16 protein-coding genes are annotated in these 16628 nt (G+C 68.5%); 11 read left to right on the top strand and 5 right to left on the bottom strand.

Going from position 1 to position 16628, the window contains the following annotated elements:
* The first annotated feature begins 332 nt into the window (after positions 1–332).
* The 4 genes from FB473_RS16120 to alr all read left to right on the top strand — a co-directional run bounded on the left by FB473_RS16120 (position 333) and on the right by alr (position 5024).
* Complete coding sequence (locus tag FB473_RS16120; protein WP_341770155.1) at positions 333–1511, top strand: thiamine pyrophosphate-dependent enzyme; 1179 nt, start codon at positions 333–335, stop codon at positions 1509–1511.
* The gene (locus tag FB473_RS16115; RefSeq protein ID WP_167171294.1) at positions 1508–2509 is read left to right on the top strand and encodes an alpha-ketoacid dehydrogenase subunit beta; all 1002 of its coding nucleotides are present in this window, start codon (positions 1508–1510) and stop codon (positions 2507–2509) included. The genes FB473_RS16120 and FB473_RS16115 overlap by 4 nt, the downstream gene beginning before the upstream one ends.
* A gap of 13 nt (positions 2510–2522) precedes the next feature.
* Positions 2523–3791, top strand: a complete 1269-nt coding sequence (locus FB473_RS16110) for a dihydrolipoamide acetyltransferase family protein (protein ID WP_167171290.1) — start codon at positions 2523–2525, stop codon at positions 3789–3791.
* Positions 3792–3872: 81 nt separating this feature from the next.
* Positions 3873–5024, top strand: coding sequence for an alanine racemase (gene alr / locus FB473_RS16105; RefSeq protein ID WP_167171286.1), 1152 nt, complete (start codon positions 3873–3875; stop codon positions 5022–5024).
* A gap of 341 nt (positions 5025–5365) precedes the next feature.
* Here alr and FB473_RS16100 read toward each other — a convergent pair whose 3' ends face one another.
* Positions 5366–6052, bottom strand: a complete 687-nt coding sequence (locus FB473_RS16100; RefSeq protein ID WP_167171283.1) for an EcsC family protein — start codon at positions 6050–6052, stop codon at positions 5366–5368.
* Between the two features lie 208 nt (positions 6053–6260).
* Here FB473_RS16100 and FB473_RS16095 point away from each other — a divergent pair, with 208 nt between their 5' ends.
* The 3 genes from FB473_RS16095 (at position 6261) to FB473_RS16085 (ending at position 9216) form a co-directional block, all read left to right on the top strand.
* Positions 6261–7547: a citrate synthase gene (locus FB473_RS16095; RefSeq protein WP_167171280.1), complete on the top strand. Its 1287-nt coding sequence runs from the start codon at positions 6261–6263 to the stop codon at positions 7545–7547.
* Positions 7548–7735: 188 nt separating this feature from the next.
* Positions 7736–8446, top strand: a complete 711-nt coding sequence (gene aat, locus FB473_RS16090) for a leucyl/phenylalanyl-tRNA--protein transferase (RefSeq protein WP_167171276.1) — start codon at positions 7736–7738, stop codon at positions 8444–8446.
* 71 nt (positions 8447–8517) lie between these two features.
* The gene (locus FB473_RS16085; protein WP_167171273.1) at positions 8518–9216 is read left to right on the top strand and encodes an FCD domain-containing protein; all 699 of its coding nucleotides are present in this window, start codon (positions 8518–8520) and stop codon (positions 9214–9216) included.
* A 15-nt stretch (positions 9217–9231) separates the two neighbouring features.
* On the opposite strand, the gene map is transcribed toward FB473_RS16085, so the two are convergent.
* Complete coding sequence (map, locus tag FB473_RS16080) at positions 9232–9996, bottom strand: type I methionyl aminopeptidase (RefSeq protein ID WP_167171270.1); 765 nt, start codon at positions 9994–9996, stop codon at positions 9232–9234.
* A 103-nt stretch (positions 9997–10099) separates the two neighbouring features.
* Between map and FB473_RS16075 the strand changes: the two genes are divergently transcribed.
* From FB473_RS16075 to FB473_RS16060, 4 genes are all read left to right on the top strand, one after another.
* Positions 10100–10366: a helix-turn-helix domain-containing protein gene (locus FB473_RS16075; protein WP_167171265.1), complete on the top strand. Its 267-nt coding sequence runs from the start codon at positions 10100–10102 to the stop codon at positions 10364–10366.
* 78 nt (positions 10367–10444) lie between these two features.
* Positions 10445–11878: a four-carbon acid sugar kinase family protein gene (locus FB473_RS16070; RefSeq protein WP_341770154.1), complete on the top strand. Its 1434-nt coding sequence runs from the start codon at positions 10445–10447 to the stop codon at positions 11876–11878.
* Between the two features lie 88 nt (positions 11879–11966).
* A complete protein-coding gene (locus FB473_RS16065; RefSeq protein ID WP_167171262.1) occupies positions 11967–12890 on the top strand; it encodes an NAD(P)-dependent oxidoreductase in 924 nt (307 codons plus the stop codon).
* Positions 12891–13078: 188 nt separating this feature from the next.
* Positions 13079–13942: a DNA-formamidopyrimidine glycosylase family protein gene (locus tag FB473_RS16060; protein ID WP_167171258.1), complete on the top strand. Its 864-nt coding sequence runs from the start codon at positions 13079–13081 to the stop codon at positions 13940–13942.
* 270 nt (positions 13943–14212) lie between these two features.
* Here the strand turns inward: FB473_RS16060 and FB473_RS16055 are convergent, their stop codons facing one another.
* The 3 genes from FB473_RS16055 to eccB all read right to left on the bottom strand — a co-directional run bounded on the left by FB473_RS16055 (position 14213) and on the right by eccB (position 16509).
* On the bottom strand, positions 14213–14503 hold the full coding sequence (locus tag FB473_RS16055; protein WP_167171255.1) for a WXG100 family type VII secretion target: 291 nt from the start codon (positions 14501–14503) through the stop codon (positions 14213–14215).
* 34 nt (positions 14504–14537) lie between these two features.
* Complete coding sequence (locus tag FB473_RS16050) at positions 14538–14852, bottom strand: WXG100 family type VII secretion target (protein ID WP_167171252.1); 315 nt, start codon at positions 14850–14852, stop codon at positions 14538–14540.
* A gap of 181 nt (positions 14853–15033) precedes the next feature.
* The gene (eccB, locus tag FB473_RS16045) at positions 15034–16509 is read right to left on the bottom strand and encodes a type VII secretion protein EccB (RefSeq protein ID WP_167171249.1); all 1476 of its coding nucleotides are present in this window, start codon (positions 16507–16509) and stop codon (positions 15034–15036) included.
* Positions 16510–16628: the final 119 nt, after the last annotated feature.

The raw sequence follows: 16628 nt of genomic DNA, 5'->3' as shown, positions 1-16628 counted from the left end.
TCTCGGCTCTGGCTGCGGGGGTCCCCGGCAACAGGCTCCCTTTCGGCAGGCTTCCCTTCGACAAGCTCAGGGACCGAGACCGGGGACCGGCGCTCACGATCGTTGAGCCTGTCGAAACGCCTGTTGAGCCTGTCGAAACGCCCGACTCTTCGATAGTGACCGCCCCTTTCGACGGGCTCCCTTTCTCCTCGGGCCTCGTGCGCGTTGTCGGAAACCCACAAGAACCTACCTACGGTTCCGTAGGCATCTTCCCGCCATGAAACCTACGAATCGGTAACCTTGATTCCGGCAGCAACCTACGGTTCGGTAACTTCCGGTTCCAAGGAGGCAGGGTGACCAGTTCGATGTCGATGGGCCAGCCGGTCGGCGCGTCCGGGACGGCCGGGCGTGGACGCTTCGAGGCGCCCGCCGCGTCCGTCACCCCGATGGTGCAGTTGGTCGATCCCAGTGGCGTACGAGTGGACGATCCGGACTTCGCGCCGATCGCCCCTCCGGACCAGACAGCCGCTTTATTGCGGGACATGGCATTGATAAGGCGCTTCGATACCGAGGCGACTGCTCTGCAGCGCAAGGGCCAACTCGGCCTGTGGGCCCCGTTGCTCGGGCAGGAGGCGATCCAGGTCGGTGTCCACAGCGTTCTGGGCGGAACCGACCACGTGTTCCCCAGCCACCGCGAGCACGGTGTCGGCATGCTGATGGGGCTTCCCATCGAGCGGATGTTCGGCATCTTCAAGGGCTGCGAGATGGGCGACTGGGACGCGGAGGCCCTGCGGTTCCACCACTACTCGATGGTGATCGGCGCGCACACCCTGCACGCGGTCGGCTACGCGATGGGCATGGCGGCCGACGCCCGCCGGGAGGACGCGCGGCGCACCGACGGGCAGCGTCCGTCGTCCGAGCCGGGTGTGAGTGTGGTCTTCCACGGCGACGGCGCGATCAGCGAGGGCGACGTCAACGAGGCGTACATCTTCGCCGCCGCCTATCAGGCGCCGACCGTGTTCATCTGCGTCAACAACCAATGGGCGATCAGCGAGCCTGTCGAGCGGCAGAGTCGCGTCCCCCTCTATCAGCGGGCCTGGGGGTTCGGCATCCCCGGCATCCGGGTCGACGGCAACGACGTACTGGCCGTGCAGGCCGTGACCAGTTGGGCGCTCGACCGTGCCAGGACGGGGCAGGGGCCGACCCTCATCGAGGCGTTCACCTACCGGATGGGTGCCCACACCACCAGCGACGATCCCACCAAGTACCGTTCCGCGGACGAGTCCGAGGGCTGGCAGCACCGCGATCCCATCGCCCGGACGAGCGCGTGGCTGCGCTCGGTGGGTGAGTGGGACGACGCCCAGCAGGCCCAGCTCGACCAGGACACCGAGGCGTTCGGCGCCGAGGTGCGTGCGGCCGTTGACCGCGTCCCCGACCCGTCGCTCGGTCAGGTCTTCGACCGCGTGTACGCCGGGACGACCGACCTGCTGGAACGCGAACGCGCCGAGGCACTCGGACGGGTGGCCCGATGAGCCAGACGGCGACGGCGGTCTCCTCGTCCACCCTCACTCTCGCCAAGGCGCTCAACGCCGGGCTGCGGGCAGCCATGGAGGCCGACGACCGGGTGCTCATGTACGGCGAGGACATCGGGCCGCTCGGCGGGGTGTTCCGCGTCACCGAGGGTCTGCAGGCGCGGTTCGGCGCCGACCGGGTGCTCGACTCCCCGCTGGCCGAGTCGGGTCTGGTGGGCACGGCCATCGGCATGGCCATGCGCGGCTACCGGCCCGTCGTCGAACTGCAGTTCGACGGTTTCGTGTTCCCCGGGTTCGACCAGATCACCCAGCAGCTCGCCAAGCTGCGTTCCCGCAGCCATGGGCGCGTCGGGCTGCCGGTCGTCGTCCGGTTCCCGTACGGCGGGGGCATCGGCAGTATCGAGAACCACTCGGAGTCGATCGAGGCGTACTTCACCCACACCCCGGGCCTCACGGTGGTCAGTCCCTCGAACCCGCACGACGCCTACTGGATGATCCAGCAGGCCGTCGCCTCACCCGACCCGGTGATCTTCCTCGAGCCCAAACGCCGTTATCACGAGAAGGGAACGGTCCGTCTGGACGCGCCCGGGCGCGACCTGCACGAGGCCGCAGTGGTGCGTCCCGGGGCCGAGGTGACCTTGCTCGCGTGGGGACCGATGGTGCGAACGTGCCTGGACGCGGCCACTGTCGCCGCGGACGAGGGGCGGAGCGTCGAGGTGGTCGACGTCCGCAGCCTGTCGCCGCTCGACATGACCACCATCCTCGAATCCGTCGGGCGCACGAGCCGCGCGATCGTCGTGCACGAGGCAGCCGGATCGTACGGGCCGGGCGCGGAGCTTGCGGCGCGCATCACCGAGGAGTTGTTCTACGTGATCGAGTCGCCCGTGTTGCGCGTCACCGGCTACGACACGCCCTACCCCCCGAGTCGCCTCGAGGCTGAATGGCTGCCCGGCGTCGACCGTATCCTGGCCGCCGTCGACCGTTCACTGGGCTACTGACAAGGAAGGACGCATGTTCCGGTTCAACCTGCCCGACCCTGGTGAGGGTCTCGTCGAGGCAGAGATCGTCAACTGGCTCGTGGCCGAGGGCGACGAGGTGCGCATCAACGACATCCTCGTCGAGATCGAGACCGCCAAGTCGCTGGTGGAACTGCCGAGCCCGGTCTCGGGCACGATCGGACGCCTGCTGGCCCCCGTCGGACAGACCGTGGCCGTCGGCAGCCCGATCATCGAGATCGACGACGGCTCGCCCGGCGAGCCCCTGCCGGCCCCCGTCGTGCCCCAGGCCGCGGAGCCCGAGGAGGCCCCTCCCGCGAACCTCGTCGGCTCCGGTCCCATCCCCGAGCCCGCCACGCGGTGCCGCAACCCATCCCCGGTCGCGGCGCCCGTGACGGCCCCCGCTCCCGTCCAGAGGCCCACCACCACCCCGGTGGGCAAGGTGCTCGCCAAGCCGCTGGTCCGGCGGCTCGCGCGCGATCTCGGGGTCGCGCTGCAGTCCATCCGCCCCACCGGGCCGGGCGGGTCCGTGAGCCGGGCCGACGTCGAGGCCGCCGCGGGGATGAACCGGGTGGACGACGGTGCGCGTGTGCCGATCAGGGGCGTCCGGAAGGCCACCGCCGAGGCCGTCGCCGGCTCGGTGGGCAAGCACGTGCACGTCACCGAGTTCAACACGCTGGACGTGAGCGCGACCATGGCCCTGGTGGCGACCCTCAAGCAGCGCCGCGAGTTCCGCGACCTGCACGTGTCGCCGCTGCTCCTGCACGCCAAGGCCGTGTGTCTCGCGATGGCCAGGCAGCCCGACCTCAACGCGTCCTGGGACGCCCGCGCCGGTGAGATCGTCCACCACGACCATGTGAACCTCGGCATCGCGGCGGCGACGCCACGCGGCCTGCTCGTCCCGGTGATCCGGGAGGCGGAGACCCTGAGCCTGGTCGAGTTGTGCCGTGCGATCAACGAGATCGTGGCGGTGGCGAAGGCGGGCAAGCTCCAACCCGCCGACTACTCCGGGGGCACCTTCAGCATCACCAACGTGGGCGTCTTCGGCATCGACAGCGGCACCCCCATCATCAACGGGGACGAGTCGGGGATCCTCGCCATGGGCGCGATCAAACGGCGCCCCTGGGTGGTGGGCACCGGGGACGACGAGCGAATCGAACCGCGCTGGGTGACCACGCTCGCGCTCAGCTTCGACCACCAGCTCATCGACGGCGAGGGCGGCTCGAGGTTCCTTGCCGACATCAGCGAGATCCTCGCGTCCCCGGAGTTGGCGCTGCTCTACTGACCTGCGCTGTTCGGGACGGCGGCCGGGTCGTCCCCCGCCGCCCTCGTGCCGGGTCCCGAACGGCAGTGCAAGGATGGCTTCATGCTCTACGCGACACACGCGGAAGTGAATCTTGCTGCCATCGCCCACAACGTGCGCCAGGCCCGGTCGCTGGCGCCCGGCAAGAAGGTGCTGGTGGCGCTGAAGGCCCAGGCATACGGGCACGGTGCTGTGCCCGTCGCCCGCCACCTGGTCGCCGAAGGACTCGTGGACTGGTTCGGGGTCGCGACGACTCCCGAGGGCATCGAGTTGCGCGACGCGGGCATCGACACCCCGATCCTTCGGCTGTCCCACTGTTTTCCCGAGGAACTGGACGCCGCGATCGCCGCCGACATCACCGTGCCGGTCGTCGACGCGACCACCATCGACGAGCTCGCACGAGCCGCCGACAGGGCAGGGCGGTCGGCCTACCCTGTCCACCTCGCCATCGACACGGGCATGCGCCGTATCGGGTGCGAGCCCCGGGACGCGGTCGCCATGGCCGGGCTCGTGGCCGAGCGCGGCCTCGACCTGCAGGGGCTGTTCACGCACCTGCCCATCAGCGACACACCTCGTGGGGACGAGTTCACACGGGCCCAACTGGCCAGGTTCCTGGCCGCGGTCCGCGACGTCCAGCAGGCCCGTGCGGACGCCGGACTGGCCCCCGTGCCGCTCGTCCATGCGTCCAACTCGGGTGCTGTGCTCGGCCATCCGGTGCCCGAGTGCACGATGGTGCGCCCGGGCATCATGGTCTACGGCTACTACCCCGACCCCGAGGGGACCCCGCGTCCCGTCGAGCTCCAGCAGGCACTCACCTGGAAGTCGAGGGTGAGCTTCGTCAAGCGGGTGCTCGCGGGCGAGACCGTGGGCTACGGCCGCACCTGGACCGCACCTGAGGACTCCTGGGTGGCCACGGTGCCGGTGGGGTATGGCGACGGGTTCTCGCGCCTCAACTCCAACCGCGGACGCATGCTCGTCGGGGGCGCCGGCTACCCGGTGGCCGGTCGGGTCTGCATGGATCAGACGATGCTCGATCTCGGCCCGGCCACCCCCGGCTCGCAGCCGCCGGTGAAGGTGGGGGACGAGGTCGTCGTCCTCGGCCGGCAGGGCGACCAGGCCATCGGTGCCGACGAGCTCGCGGGCTTGATGGGGACGATCAGCTACGAGGTGACCTGCCTGATCAACCAGCGGGTGGAGCGGGTATACCGCGATTGATGCGCGGGTCGGAGGCCGCTCGTTTCGACAAGCTCAACGGGCGTTTGACTAGGCGGCCCTTGAGCTTGTCGAAGGGACGAGTTCACCGGGCGGTCCTTGAGCTGAACGGGCGGTCCTTGAGCTTGTCGAAAGGACATGGGCTCGTTTCGACGGGCTCAACGCTCGTTTCGACAAGCTCAACGGGCGTTTGAACGAACGGCCCCTGAACTCAACGGGCGTTTGAATGAACGGTCCCTGAGCTTGTCGAAGGGACGGGGCTCGTTTCGACGGGCTCAACGGGCGTTTCGACAGGCTCAACGGGCGTTTCGACAAGCTCAACGGGCGTTTGGACGGCGCGCGGTCTACGTCGTCAGCGTCGGACGGCGGCTGACGAACTGCTCGCGGGCGTAGCGTCCGACGGCGATGGTGTTCCAGCTGTCGGTCGCCAGGCCCACACCGCCACCGATGATCGGGATCCGCTTGGCGACGATGCTGACCAATTGCTTGCCGCCGGCTGCGGTGAGCATCGCGGTCATGACGCGTTGGGCGATGAGCTGCTCGAGGTTGCGGTCGATTCCGGGTGCTGTGGCGACCACGAGCGGCGTGCCGGGCAGGTCGCCGCTGGCGACGAGGTCGTCCACGATCGTCTTGCCGAGCAGGGTCATCAGGATCGCGTGGCGAACGCGGGAATCGTCGAGGTCATATCCGCGCAGGTGTGCGATGGCACCGACCATGCGGCTCTGAAGAGCGGCGATGCTCGCCAGGTTGGCCGGTGCGCCGATCAGGAGAGTGGCCAGGCCACCGAGATTGGTGATGAAGCCCTGCGTCCCGCTCAGCGCGGTGTGCGTGACGATCAGGGCGTCGACGGCCGCCTCCACCGATCCGTGCCGCTCGAGGTGGTGCCCGGCGGAGACGCGCGCCCCGGGCAGCTGGTCGGTTCCCTCGATGCCGAAGTCGACCAGGCGGCGCAGAACCCAGCCCGCGCCGCTGGGCGCGTTCATAGGGGCGGCTGCAATGATGGACTTGCCGATCTGGTCGGTGTCAGCCATGCGGGCTCCTCGGCTGTTCTCGGGACCCCTCAACGGTAACGCGATTGACGACATTGGCCCAGGGATGCTTCCCGGACCTGGCCCTGATCGGTGAGGACCGCCCGTGCGTGTGGGCGCTGCGTGGACTAGCATCGCCGCACTGCGTCATCGGGGGGAGGATTGGCCCGTGGCTGAGCACCCCCGCAGCTGATTGACAGAGAGGAACCACATGACGGACGTCGCGCACCTCGAGATCGATGGCCAGATCTACGAGCTTCCGATCGTCGTCGGCACCGAGGGCGAACGGGCGATCGACATCAGTAGCCTGCGATCACAGACCGGCATGATCACGTTGGACGAGGGCTACGTGAACACCGGGTCGTGCCGGTCGGCGATCACCTACATCGACGGTGACAAGGGAATCCTGCGCTACCGCGGCATCCCCATCGAGCAGTTGGCGGAGAGGTCCAGCTTCGTGGAGACCAGCTTCCTGCTGATCTTCGGCCGCCTGCCGACCAGGGAGGAGCGGGAGCATCTGACCGACCTGCTCACCGAGAGCTCACCCCTGCACGAGTCGATGATGAAGCACTTCGACGCGTTCCCCACGAGTTCGCACCCGATGGCGATCATGTCGGCCATGATCAACTCGTTGTCGACCCATGAGCGGCCCAAGATCGAGCCCGGGGACGATCAGACCCTGCTGATGTACGCGGCGCGTCTCATGAGCAAGGTGCGGACGATCGCCGCGGCGTCGTACAAGTCGAGCATCGGCGAGCCGATCATGTACCCCCGCCACGACCTCAAGTACGTGGACAACTTCTTGCACATGATGTTCTCGCAGCCCTACCGGCTCTACGAGGCATCCCCCGAGGTGAGCCACGCGCTGAACATGTTCCTGGTGCTGCACGCCGACCACGAGCAGAACTGCTCCACCTCGACGGTGCGCATGGTGGCCTCCGGCGAGGCGAACCTGTACGCGTCCTGTTCGGCCGGTGTCGTCGCCCTGTGGGGGCCCAAGCACGGCGGGGCGAACGTCGAGGTCGTCCAGATGCTGCAGCGCATGCGTCGCGAGGGGCTGACCCCCCGGCAGTTCCTGAACGAGGTGAAGGACCGCTCGAACAACGTCAAGCTCATGGGCTTCGGTCACCGGGTGTACAAGAACTTCGACCCGCGCGCGAAGATCCTCCGGGAGGCCGCCGAGCGCCTGCTGAACTCGCTGAAGACACAGGACCCGTTGCTCGGGCTCGCGCAGGAACTGGCCGACGAGGCGCTGCGCGACGACTACTTCGTCGAGCGCAAGCTCTACCCGAACGTCGACTTCTACTCGGGCATCATCCTGCGGGCCATCGGGATTCCGCTGAACATGTACACGGTGATGTTCGCGATGGGGCGGATGCCCGGTTGGATCGCCAACTGGAAGGAACTGCACGACGAGCCGACGCAGCGTATCTACCGGCCCCGGCAGTTGTACGTGGGCAACCCGCTGAGCGAGTGGGTGCCGCGCCACCAGCGGTAGGTGGCGGCGCTTGGGTGGCCGGTCCTTTCGACAGGCTCAAGGGCCGGTGGCTGGTGGTCCTTTCGACGGGCTCAAGGGCCGGTGGCTGGTGGTCATTTCGACGGGCTCAAGGATCGTTGGCTCGGTGAGCCTGTCGAAGCGAGCGCCGGGAAACCGGCGTTGTCGGACCCCAGTGGGACAATGACAGGGTGATATTGCGCGCGTTCGGGCCTTCCGGCCAGTGGCCGGACCAGGACCTCATCGCGTTCAGCGACGAGTTCGACGCCTCGATCGTCCTGGCCGCCTACTGCTCCGGCGTCTTCCCGATGCCGCTTCACGAGTCCGGTTTCGACGGGCAGATGGGCTGGTGGTCACCGGTTCGCAGGGGAGTGCTCGACCTGGACGACCTGCGCGTGACGCGGAGCCTGCGCAAGTCGGGCCGCCGGTACACCACGACGATCGACCAGGCCTTCGAGGAGGTGCTGCTGCGGTGCGCCGACCCGTCGCGTCCCGGCGGATGGATCGACGCTGAGGTGCGCCGCGTGTACACCGAGTTGTACGGACGAGGGCTCGTCCATTCGGTCGAGACCTGGGATGCCCGGGGGCGCCTCGTCGGGGGCCTGTACGGCGTGAGCCTGCGGGGACTGTTCGCGGGCGAGTCGATGTTCCACGACCCCGAACTCGGGCGGGACGCGTCCAAGGTGGCCCTCGGTCGGCTCGTCAACGAACTCCGGTCGAGGCTCGACGGTGAGGCGCTGCTGGACGTCCAGTGGGTCACCGAGCACCTCGCATCGATGGGGGCGAGCGAGATCTCGCGGGATGACTACCTGGCCAGGCTCGGTACGGCACTGGACGCCCCGGACACCGCCTGGTCGCGGATGCGTCGTCCGGGGGACTGGCTGCTGGACCGGACGGCGTGATCGATGCGTTCGGCGGGGCGGTGCGGGGGCGCTGGGATATCCTTGCGGCACCTGCGGGCGAAGGGGGCCATGTGACGCGCGAGAACCTTGTCGACGCGACCGCGACCCAGCTCCTCGACCGCATCCTGGCGGGCGACTTCGAGTCGGGTGCACTGCCCAACCAGGACACACTCGCGCGCGAGTGCGGTGTCAGCCGCCTGACCGTGCGCGAGGCGATGAAGGGCCTGGAGCAGCGCGGGATCATCCGTGTCGAGCACGGGGTGGGGACGTTCGTGGTGCCCGTCGATCACTGGCGCGACATCGATGCCATCGCCCGCCTGCAGCGGCTCGACCCGAACGGCACCGGCGTGTCGGCCCAGCTCATCGAGGTGCGGCGGATGATCGAGATCGGCGCGGCGGAGTTGTGCGCCGTGCGGCGGTCGGACGACCTCGTGGACGAGTTGGGGGCTTGCGTGGCACGCATGGAGGCGGCGGCTCACGAGGACGACGTGGCCGGTTTCGTGGACGCCGACATCGACTTCCACGACGCGATCCTCCGGGGTACGCAGAATCCCTTCGTGGCGGCCATCTTCGATCCGATGCGGTCGACCTTGGAGTTCTCGCGGACGCAGACCTCGTCGGTGGGCCAGATCCGCACCAATGCCATCGTGCAGCACCACGGCGTCCTGGACGCGATCGCGGCCCGCGACCCGGATGCCGCCCGGCGTGCGATGACCTCCCACATGGACCAGACGCAGAACGATCTCGACACCTACGTCGCGTCGCGGTGACCTGGAGCCGCGGCGCTATTCGGCGGTGAGGATGAGCGGCCCGTCCTCGGTGACGGCGATGGTGTGCTCGCTGTGGGCGCCGCGCGAGCCGTCGGCCGAGCGGATCGTCCAGCCGTCAGGGTCGTAGATGACGCGGTCGGTTCCGGCGGCGAGCCACGGCTCCACGGCGAAGGTGAGCCCGGGCTGCAGGCGGAAGCCGCGTCCGGGGCGTCCGATGTTCGGCACCGACAGGCCCTCGTGCATGGTGCGACCGACACCGTGGCCACCGAACTCGTCGTTGGGCGAGTATCCGTAGGCGTGGGCGACCTCGGCGATGGCATGGGAGACGTCGCCGATCCGGTTGCCGGGCCGGGCAGCGGCGATACCGGCCGCGAGTGCCTCCTCGGTGGCGCGGATGAGGCGGACGTCCTGTTCGCGGGGGTTTCCGGCGATGACGCTGATCGCGTGGTCGCCGACCCAGCCGTCGACGGACACGGCGAAGTCCATGCTCAGCAGGTCCCCGTCCTGGAGCACCTGATCGTGGGGCAGTCCGTGCAGCACCGCGTCGTTGACGGACAGGCAGATCACGTTGCGGAACGGGCCGTTGCCGAACGAGGGCGCGTAGTCCCAGTAGCAGGAGACGGCACCGCGTGCCTGGATCAGTTGCCGGGCCCGGTACTCGATGTCCAGCAGGTTCACCCCGACGTCGACCATCGCGCGCAGCTCGTCGAGCACCTGGGCGACGAATCGCCCAGCCTCGCGCATGCGGGCGATGTCCGCGTCTGTCTTGAGTTCGATCATCACGTCTCCTGGTATAATAATACCGACCGGTGGTCGCAACAGCGCCTCGAACCGGAACGGGTTGGTATGATTATACCAGTCCCTGATTCGAGGAGCGTCGCACATGGTCCGCAACCCTCTCACGCCCGAGCAGATCGATGCGGGACGACGGCTCGGTCAGGCGCTTCGCGCCGCTCGTGGCGAGAAAAGCCTGGACGAGGTCGCCGCAGCCGCACAGATGTCTCCGGAGACGTTGCGCAAGGTCGAGTCCGGCCGCCTGCCGTCACCCGCGTTCGGGTCCGTCGTCCTGCTGTGCCGCGCTCTCGACCTCGACGTCGAGCATGTGGCGCGGGTGTGGCTTCACGGCCCCGTGGTGGTGCGGGCCGGCTGACGCGCACTCTTGCGCCGGCCTGAGGGGCTCACTAGTATGTAGTCATCAGATATCTGATGACAAACTCGAAGGGGAGCCGTGTCCATCAGCTACCAGCAACTTCTCAGCGCATGCCCGCCGCCCGCAACCGTCACCGCGGAGGAGGTCCGCGCCTGTTCGGGGGACGGCGGGCGCGTCCTGATCGTGCTCGACGACGACCCCACCGGCACCCAATCGGTCGCGGATCTCCCCGTGCTCACCGACTGGACGCCGGACTCGCTCGCCTGGGCGCTCACTCAGGGACGCCCTGCCGTCTACGTGATGACGAATTCGCGCAGCCTCGATCCCGGCGACGCCGCCGAGCGGAACCGGGAGGTGGCCCGGGCGGCATTCGAAGCGTCGGACCGTACGGGAATCAGGGTCGACTTCGTATCGCGGTCGGACTCGACCCTGCGCGGGCACTTCCCACTCGAACCCCAGGTGCTGGCGAGGTGCATCGCCGACCACGACGGCCGGTCCATCGACGGCATCGTCGTCGTCCCCGCGTTCGGCGAGGCCGGACGCATCACCGTGCACGGTATCCACTACGCGGGCAGCCTCACCGAGGGTTTTACCCCCGTGGGTGAGACCGAGTTCGCGCGGGACGCGACCTTCGGCTACCGGAGCTCCCGGCTGGCCGACTGGGTCGAGGAGAAAAGCCGAGGCTCGATCCCGGCGTCCTCGGTGGTCGAGATCCCGCTCGCCGACCTGCGAACCGACCTGCCGAAAGTGGTGGAGAGGCTGCGCCGCGCGCACGACGAGCAGCCGATCGTCCCCGACATCGTCGACGAGAGCGACCTGCGGCGGCTGGCACTCGCGCTCCAGCAGGCCGAGGACGCCGGCAGCCGGTTCATCTATCGCGTGGGCCCGCCGTTCGTCCGGGCCAGGATCGGCCAGGACGTCCACCCGCCCTTGGAGCGGGACGATCTCGCGGCGATCCGGACGGGCGGTCTCGCCGAGGACTCCGCCGGTGGTCTCGTCGTCGTCGGGTCGCACGTGCAACTGACCACCAGCCAACTCGACGTCCTGCGCGCCCGGCGCAACCCGACCGAGCTGGAGATCTCCGTGCCCACGGTGCTCGGCCCCGATCGCGACGAGCACCTTGATGCGATCGTCGGGCAGGCGCTCGCCGCGCTCCCCGACGGCAACGTCGTCGTCCGCACGTCACGGGCGCTGGTGACCGGTGACGGTGCCGCCGACTCCCTGGCCATCGCCCGAACTGTCTCCGATGCCGTGGTCGAGGTGGCGCGACGGGTGCTGGCCGGGTATCCACCACGTTTCGTGGTCGCCAAGGGCGGCATCACGTCGAGCGATGTGGCTTCCCGCGGGCTGGGCATCACGCGGGCCTTCGTCCGTGGCCCGATGCTGCCCGGCATCGTCTCGCTCTGGGAACCCGTCGAGGGGCCCGCGCGAGGGATCCCCTACGTCGTCTTCGCCGGCAACGTGGGTGGCCCCGAGTCGCTCGCCGACGTCGTCGACAAGCTGTCGGTCTGATTCCATCCGCTCGTCCGGCACCAGCTGCCCACCCGATCGTGGGAAACCGGTCACGATCACCATCCCTTCACGGTCAAAGGAGATCAGCATGTCCCGATCCGCTCCGAGTCCGCAGACTCGCCCCGCGCCCACCGTCGCGGTGCTCGGCCTCGGTGCCATGGGTCTGCCCATGGCCACCTGGCTCGCCGCGCAGGGCTTTCCGGTGCGCGCCTTCGACGTCGCCGAGGCGCGCGCGGCCCTCGCCCGCCGAGCCGGGGTCGTCGTGACTTCGTCGGGGGACGAGGCCGTTCGCGACGCCGACCTCGTGCTCGTCGCCGTCCGCAACCAATCCCAGCTCGTCACCCTGCTGTGGGGCGAGGCGGGGGTGTCGTCCGCCATGAGGAAGGGCTCGGCCGTTCTGCTCACGTCGACGGTCGGCATCGAGGCCGTGCAGGACGTCGCCACTCGCCTCACCCAGGAAGGCATCGACCTCATCGACGCACCGGTGTCGGGAGGACCGGTACGAGCCGGCAGGGGCGACCTGCTCATGACCGTCGGCGCGACCGATCGGGGATGGGCCCTGGCCGAGCCGGTCATGACCGCCCTGGCGTCGACACTCGTCCGCATCGGGGACGAACCGGGTGACGGACAGAAGATGAAGACGGTCAATCAGCTGCTGTGCGGCGTCCATATCGCGGCGGCGGGGGAGGCGCTCGCCCTGGCCGGCAGACTCGGGCTCGACAAGGCCCAGGTGCTCGAGGCCCTGATGGCGGGCGCGGCCGCGTCCTTCATGCTCGGGGATCGGGGGCCGCGCATGCTCCAGGCCTATGACGAGGGCGGGGCGGAGGTCAGGAGCCGCCTCGACATCTTCGTCAAGGACATGGGCATCGTGAACGCCGCATGCCGATCGGTGCATCTGGCCGCCCCGGTCGCCGCGGCCGCGGAACAGCTGTACCTGCTGGGGAACGCGCAGGGCAAGGACGCCCTCGACGACTCCGCGGTCATCACGGTGCTAGCGCCTGACGAGGCCTGAGGCGAGCCCGGGCTGCTTCGGAGGCGGTCACGGCGATCGTCGTACTGCCCGCCCTCGCCGTTGCCTTCCGGCTCCCGGCGCAGCACCCGCCGGGATATGGGCGGCGCGACTTCGCCGCGTCCCTCTTCAAAGCCGGCCCGCGATGGGAGACGATGGCTGGGTAGAACCATGTCGGACGAGGAGTGGTGATGCCCGAACTTCCCCAGGTGGAGGCCCTCGCGGGCTTTCTGGACGAGCGGCTGCGCGGCCGAGTGGTCGCCGGCATCCAGCTCGTCGACTTCAGCGCCCTCAAGACGTACGCGCCGCCCCTCGATGCGATCGTGGGCGCCGAGATCGCGGGTGTCCACAGGTTCGGCAAGTTCCTCGATGTCGATGCGCAGGGGACTCACCTGGTGTTTCATCTGGCCAGAGGTGGATGGGTGACGTGGAAGGACGAACAATCCGTCAGGCCGGCCCGGCCCGGCAAGGGGCCGCTCAGCCTGCGCGTCGCGCTGGACGACGGCTCCGGTTTCGACCTGACGGAGGGTGGCACACAGAAGAAACTCGCCGTCTACGTGGTCGGTGACCCGGGTGAGGTGCCGGGGATCGCGACGTTGGGGCCCGATCCGCTGGACGATGCCTTCGATCGCGCGGCTCTGGACACGGTCCTGGAGCGTGCGGGCCGGGCGCAGATCAAGGGTGTGCTCCGCGACCAGCGGGTGATCGCCGGCATCGGCAACGCCTACAGCGACGAGATACTCCACGCCGCCAGGCTCAGCCCGTTCGCTCCCGCGTCGGGCCTCGACGCGGATCGCCGTGGCGATCTGTTCGTGGCGGTCAAGACCGTGCTGGCCGACGCACTGGTACGGGCTCGCGGTCTACCGGCCAAGCAGCTCAAGGACGACAAGCGAGCCGGGATGCGCGTCCACGGGCGGACGGGGGAAGCGTGCCCGGTGTGCGGGACGACGATCGCCGAGGTGAGCTTCGCCGACTCGTCCCTGCAGTACTGCCCGGGGTGTCAGACCGGTGGGAAGCCGTTGGCCGACCGCCGGATGAGCAAACTGCTGCACTGAGGCAGCCGCGGAGCCTGAACCCGGGCGCGATCGCCGGGTGCGGAGGCGGTTACAGCGGACGGGCGTGACACAGTTCCTTCAAATTCCCGACGGCTAACAAACGAATCCGCCTGACAAGGTGTTTTCTTTCGCCTCGTATGGCGTCCGGGTCGTTCGAAGGAACTGTGTCACGCGGACGCGAGATGACCTCGCCGGATTCTCCTCGAACGGGTCCCGGACATGCCACAGGGCCCCGTCCCCTGGATGACGAGGCCCTGCGACGACCGTGACTCAGCTCCAGCGACCGGCGACGCGACGCTCGTTGTCGTCGTAGCCCTGCGAGATCTGGCCGAGTACCTGGGTCATCTGCTGGACGACATTGTTCAGCTCGATCGCCTGCTGGTCCCAGCGCTGCTGGACGGTGTTGTACTCACGCTGGGCATTGCCGTCCCAGTTCGCCAGCGAACCCTGCAGTTCGCTCTTGAGGGACTCGAGAGTCGACTGAAGGTCGCGGTTGGCCTTGGCGAGGGACTCGATACCGGCCTGCATGCCTGCGGCGGAAACACGGGTGAAGTCGCTCATGATGCTCTCCTGGATGGTGTGGTTGCGGGTGGGCTCAGAAGTTCAGCGCGTTGAAGATCGCGGACGAGGCCTGCTCCTGATCGGCTTCGTTGCGGGTGTAGTCGCCCAGCGAGCTCTGCAGCACTTCCTGGATACGCTGGAGTTCCTTCTGAGTGGTCTCGAACTTGTCGTCGAAGGCGCTGTGGGCCTTGCTGAACGCCGCGGACGCGTTGCCCTGCCAGGAACTCTGAAGAGCTGCCATCTCGTTGCGGAGGGTGGCCTGGATTCGCTCGATCTGCTGGTCGGCATCGCTGAGCTGCTGGATGGCCACGCCGATCTCGTACCGGTTTTGCTGCTGGTCCTGCGACATTGCTGCCTTCCTTCCACATGGGGGTTCGAGCTGGGGCTCGGTTTGTGTGTGCCCAGCCAACGACCGAAGCCCGAGGCTGAGTTTCTCCCTACACGTTCAACAGTAGGCAAAACGGGGGTCATGGCTGCCGGGAGGTGGTACTCAAACGCATAGCTGCTCGTCAGGCTGAATGTAGTGAGTACTACTCAGGTACCTTCAGGTCGGCGGGCAGCGCCGGGACGACGGCATCGCGCGACAGTTGCACGTCCACCGGCCCGACGAGCCGGATCAGCATTCCCGGCACCCGCAGGACGGGGGCAGCGCTCGATCCGCCCGGGGCGTAGCCGAGCGACTCGCGGGAGCTACGGTCGGGAATGCCGTAGACGCGTGCGTCGGTGAGCAGGAAGGTAGGGCCCTCGTCCGACTGGTCCTCGGCGACCGCGATGTCCTGCAGGAGCGCGCCGTGCAGGGGGTCGACCTCGATGTAGTCGGCGTAGGCCCGGCTCGGGGGGTTCTCGGCCACGGAGGTGGGAAGCTCGGGCGTCGGCGAACCGACCGTGATCACGGGCGTCGTCCGACCGTCGTTCGCGTCCGGGTCGACGTAGGTCGCACACACCGACGGCTGTTGTTCCTGGGTGCTGGGGGCGGTCGGGCGGCCCATCGGGATGCCGGAGGTTGTCAACCGCGGCGTGGTCTCGCTCATGTTCATGTCGGCTGCCTGCGCCGTGATCTTGATCGGGTCGGTGCGTCCTCCGCCCGAGAATGCGAGCTCGGTCGCCATGTTGAGGAACGACGTCTCCGCCAGGCCGTCGGCCAACTGGATGAAATAGCGCGGCTCGGGGTTGAGCTCGCTGGCCTCCACCATGGCCACGCTCCCGATCGTCATGTCGGGCTGCACCTGCCGGACGGTCGGGACGCCTCCCCGGTTCTGGATGTCGAGGGGCTCGATGGGCAGACCCTCCGGCAGCGCCGACAGCCAGGCGTTGCCCGTGGAGATCACCGGCAGGTAGGACGCCACCGCCGACCTGCTCGATCCGCCCGTCCGGTAGAGGTGGTGGTATTGCCCGTTCATCACGAGGAAGTGCTCCCCGTCGTCCGCCTCGACGATGACGGCGACGTCGTCGTCCACGGTCGTCGGCTCGGAGGACGACTCGGTTCCGACCTCGATGGTGATGTAGCGCTCGCCGTCACTGTCGGGCGACGTCGAACATGTGCGGAACGGGTAGGGGTTCATCTGCGAGGTCGGCGGGAGCTGACGCGGTGCGTCGGGGATGCCGCGGATGGCGTCCTGTTGGATGCCCTGAAGCTTGTCGGTCTTCACGACCTTGATCTCCGAACCGCCGATCGCCAGGCGCGCGGAGGCGACGTCCGCCATGGGGAGCAGTGTCTCCTCGCCGGTCTGTTCGCTCTTGTAGTAGATGAAGAGCAGTCCGGAGTTCACATCGGCGATCAGGGCACCGTCGTCCTGCTTCCAGGCGTTCGACTGACCGGGACGCAGATAGCCCAGCAGCGCACTGCCGGCGACGAGCACCACCCCGATCATGATCCCCACGAAGGTCGCCGTCGCCACTCGCCGGAGCGGGCCCGTGGCGTTGTCCGGATCCCGGTCGACCAGCGAAGCGACCAGGCGCTGCGTGGTGAAGGAGTACGCCTTGAGCAGGTCCTTTCGGCTCGCCATCTGCTGTCTGCTCCTGTCGTCGGGGGCGGGGCAAGGCGGCTGCCCACGTTGGTGCTCATTGTCCACCGCCGTGGGTCGACTCCGGTGCTCGCCGTTGCCGGGCGGGTCCGGGCGCCACC

The organism is Brooklawnia cerclae, assembly GCF_011758645.1.
GTDB lineage: Bacteria > Actinomycetota > Actinomycetes > Propionibacteriales > Propionibacteriaceae > Brooklawnia > Brooklawnia cerclae.
The sequence above is the reverse complement of the archived record's forward strand: the minus strand, read 5'-3'. Positions and strand labels throughout refer to the sequence as shown.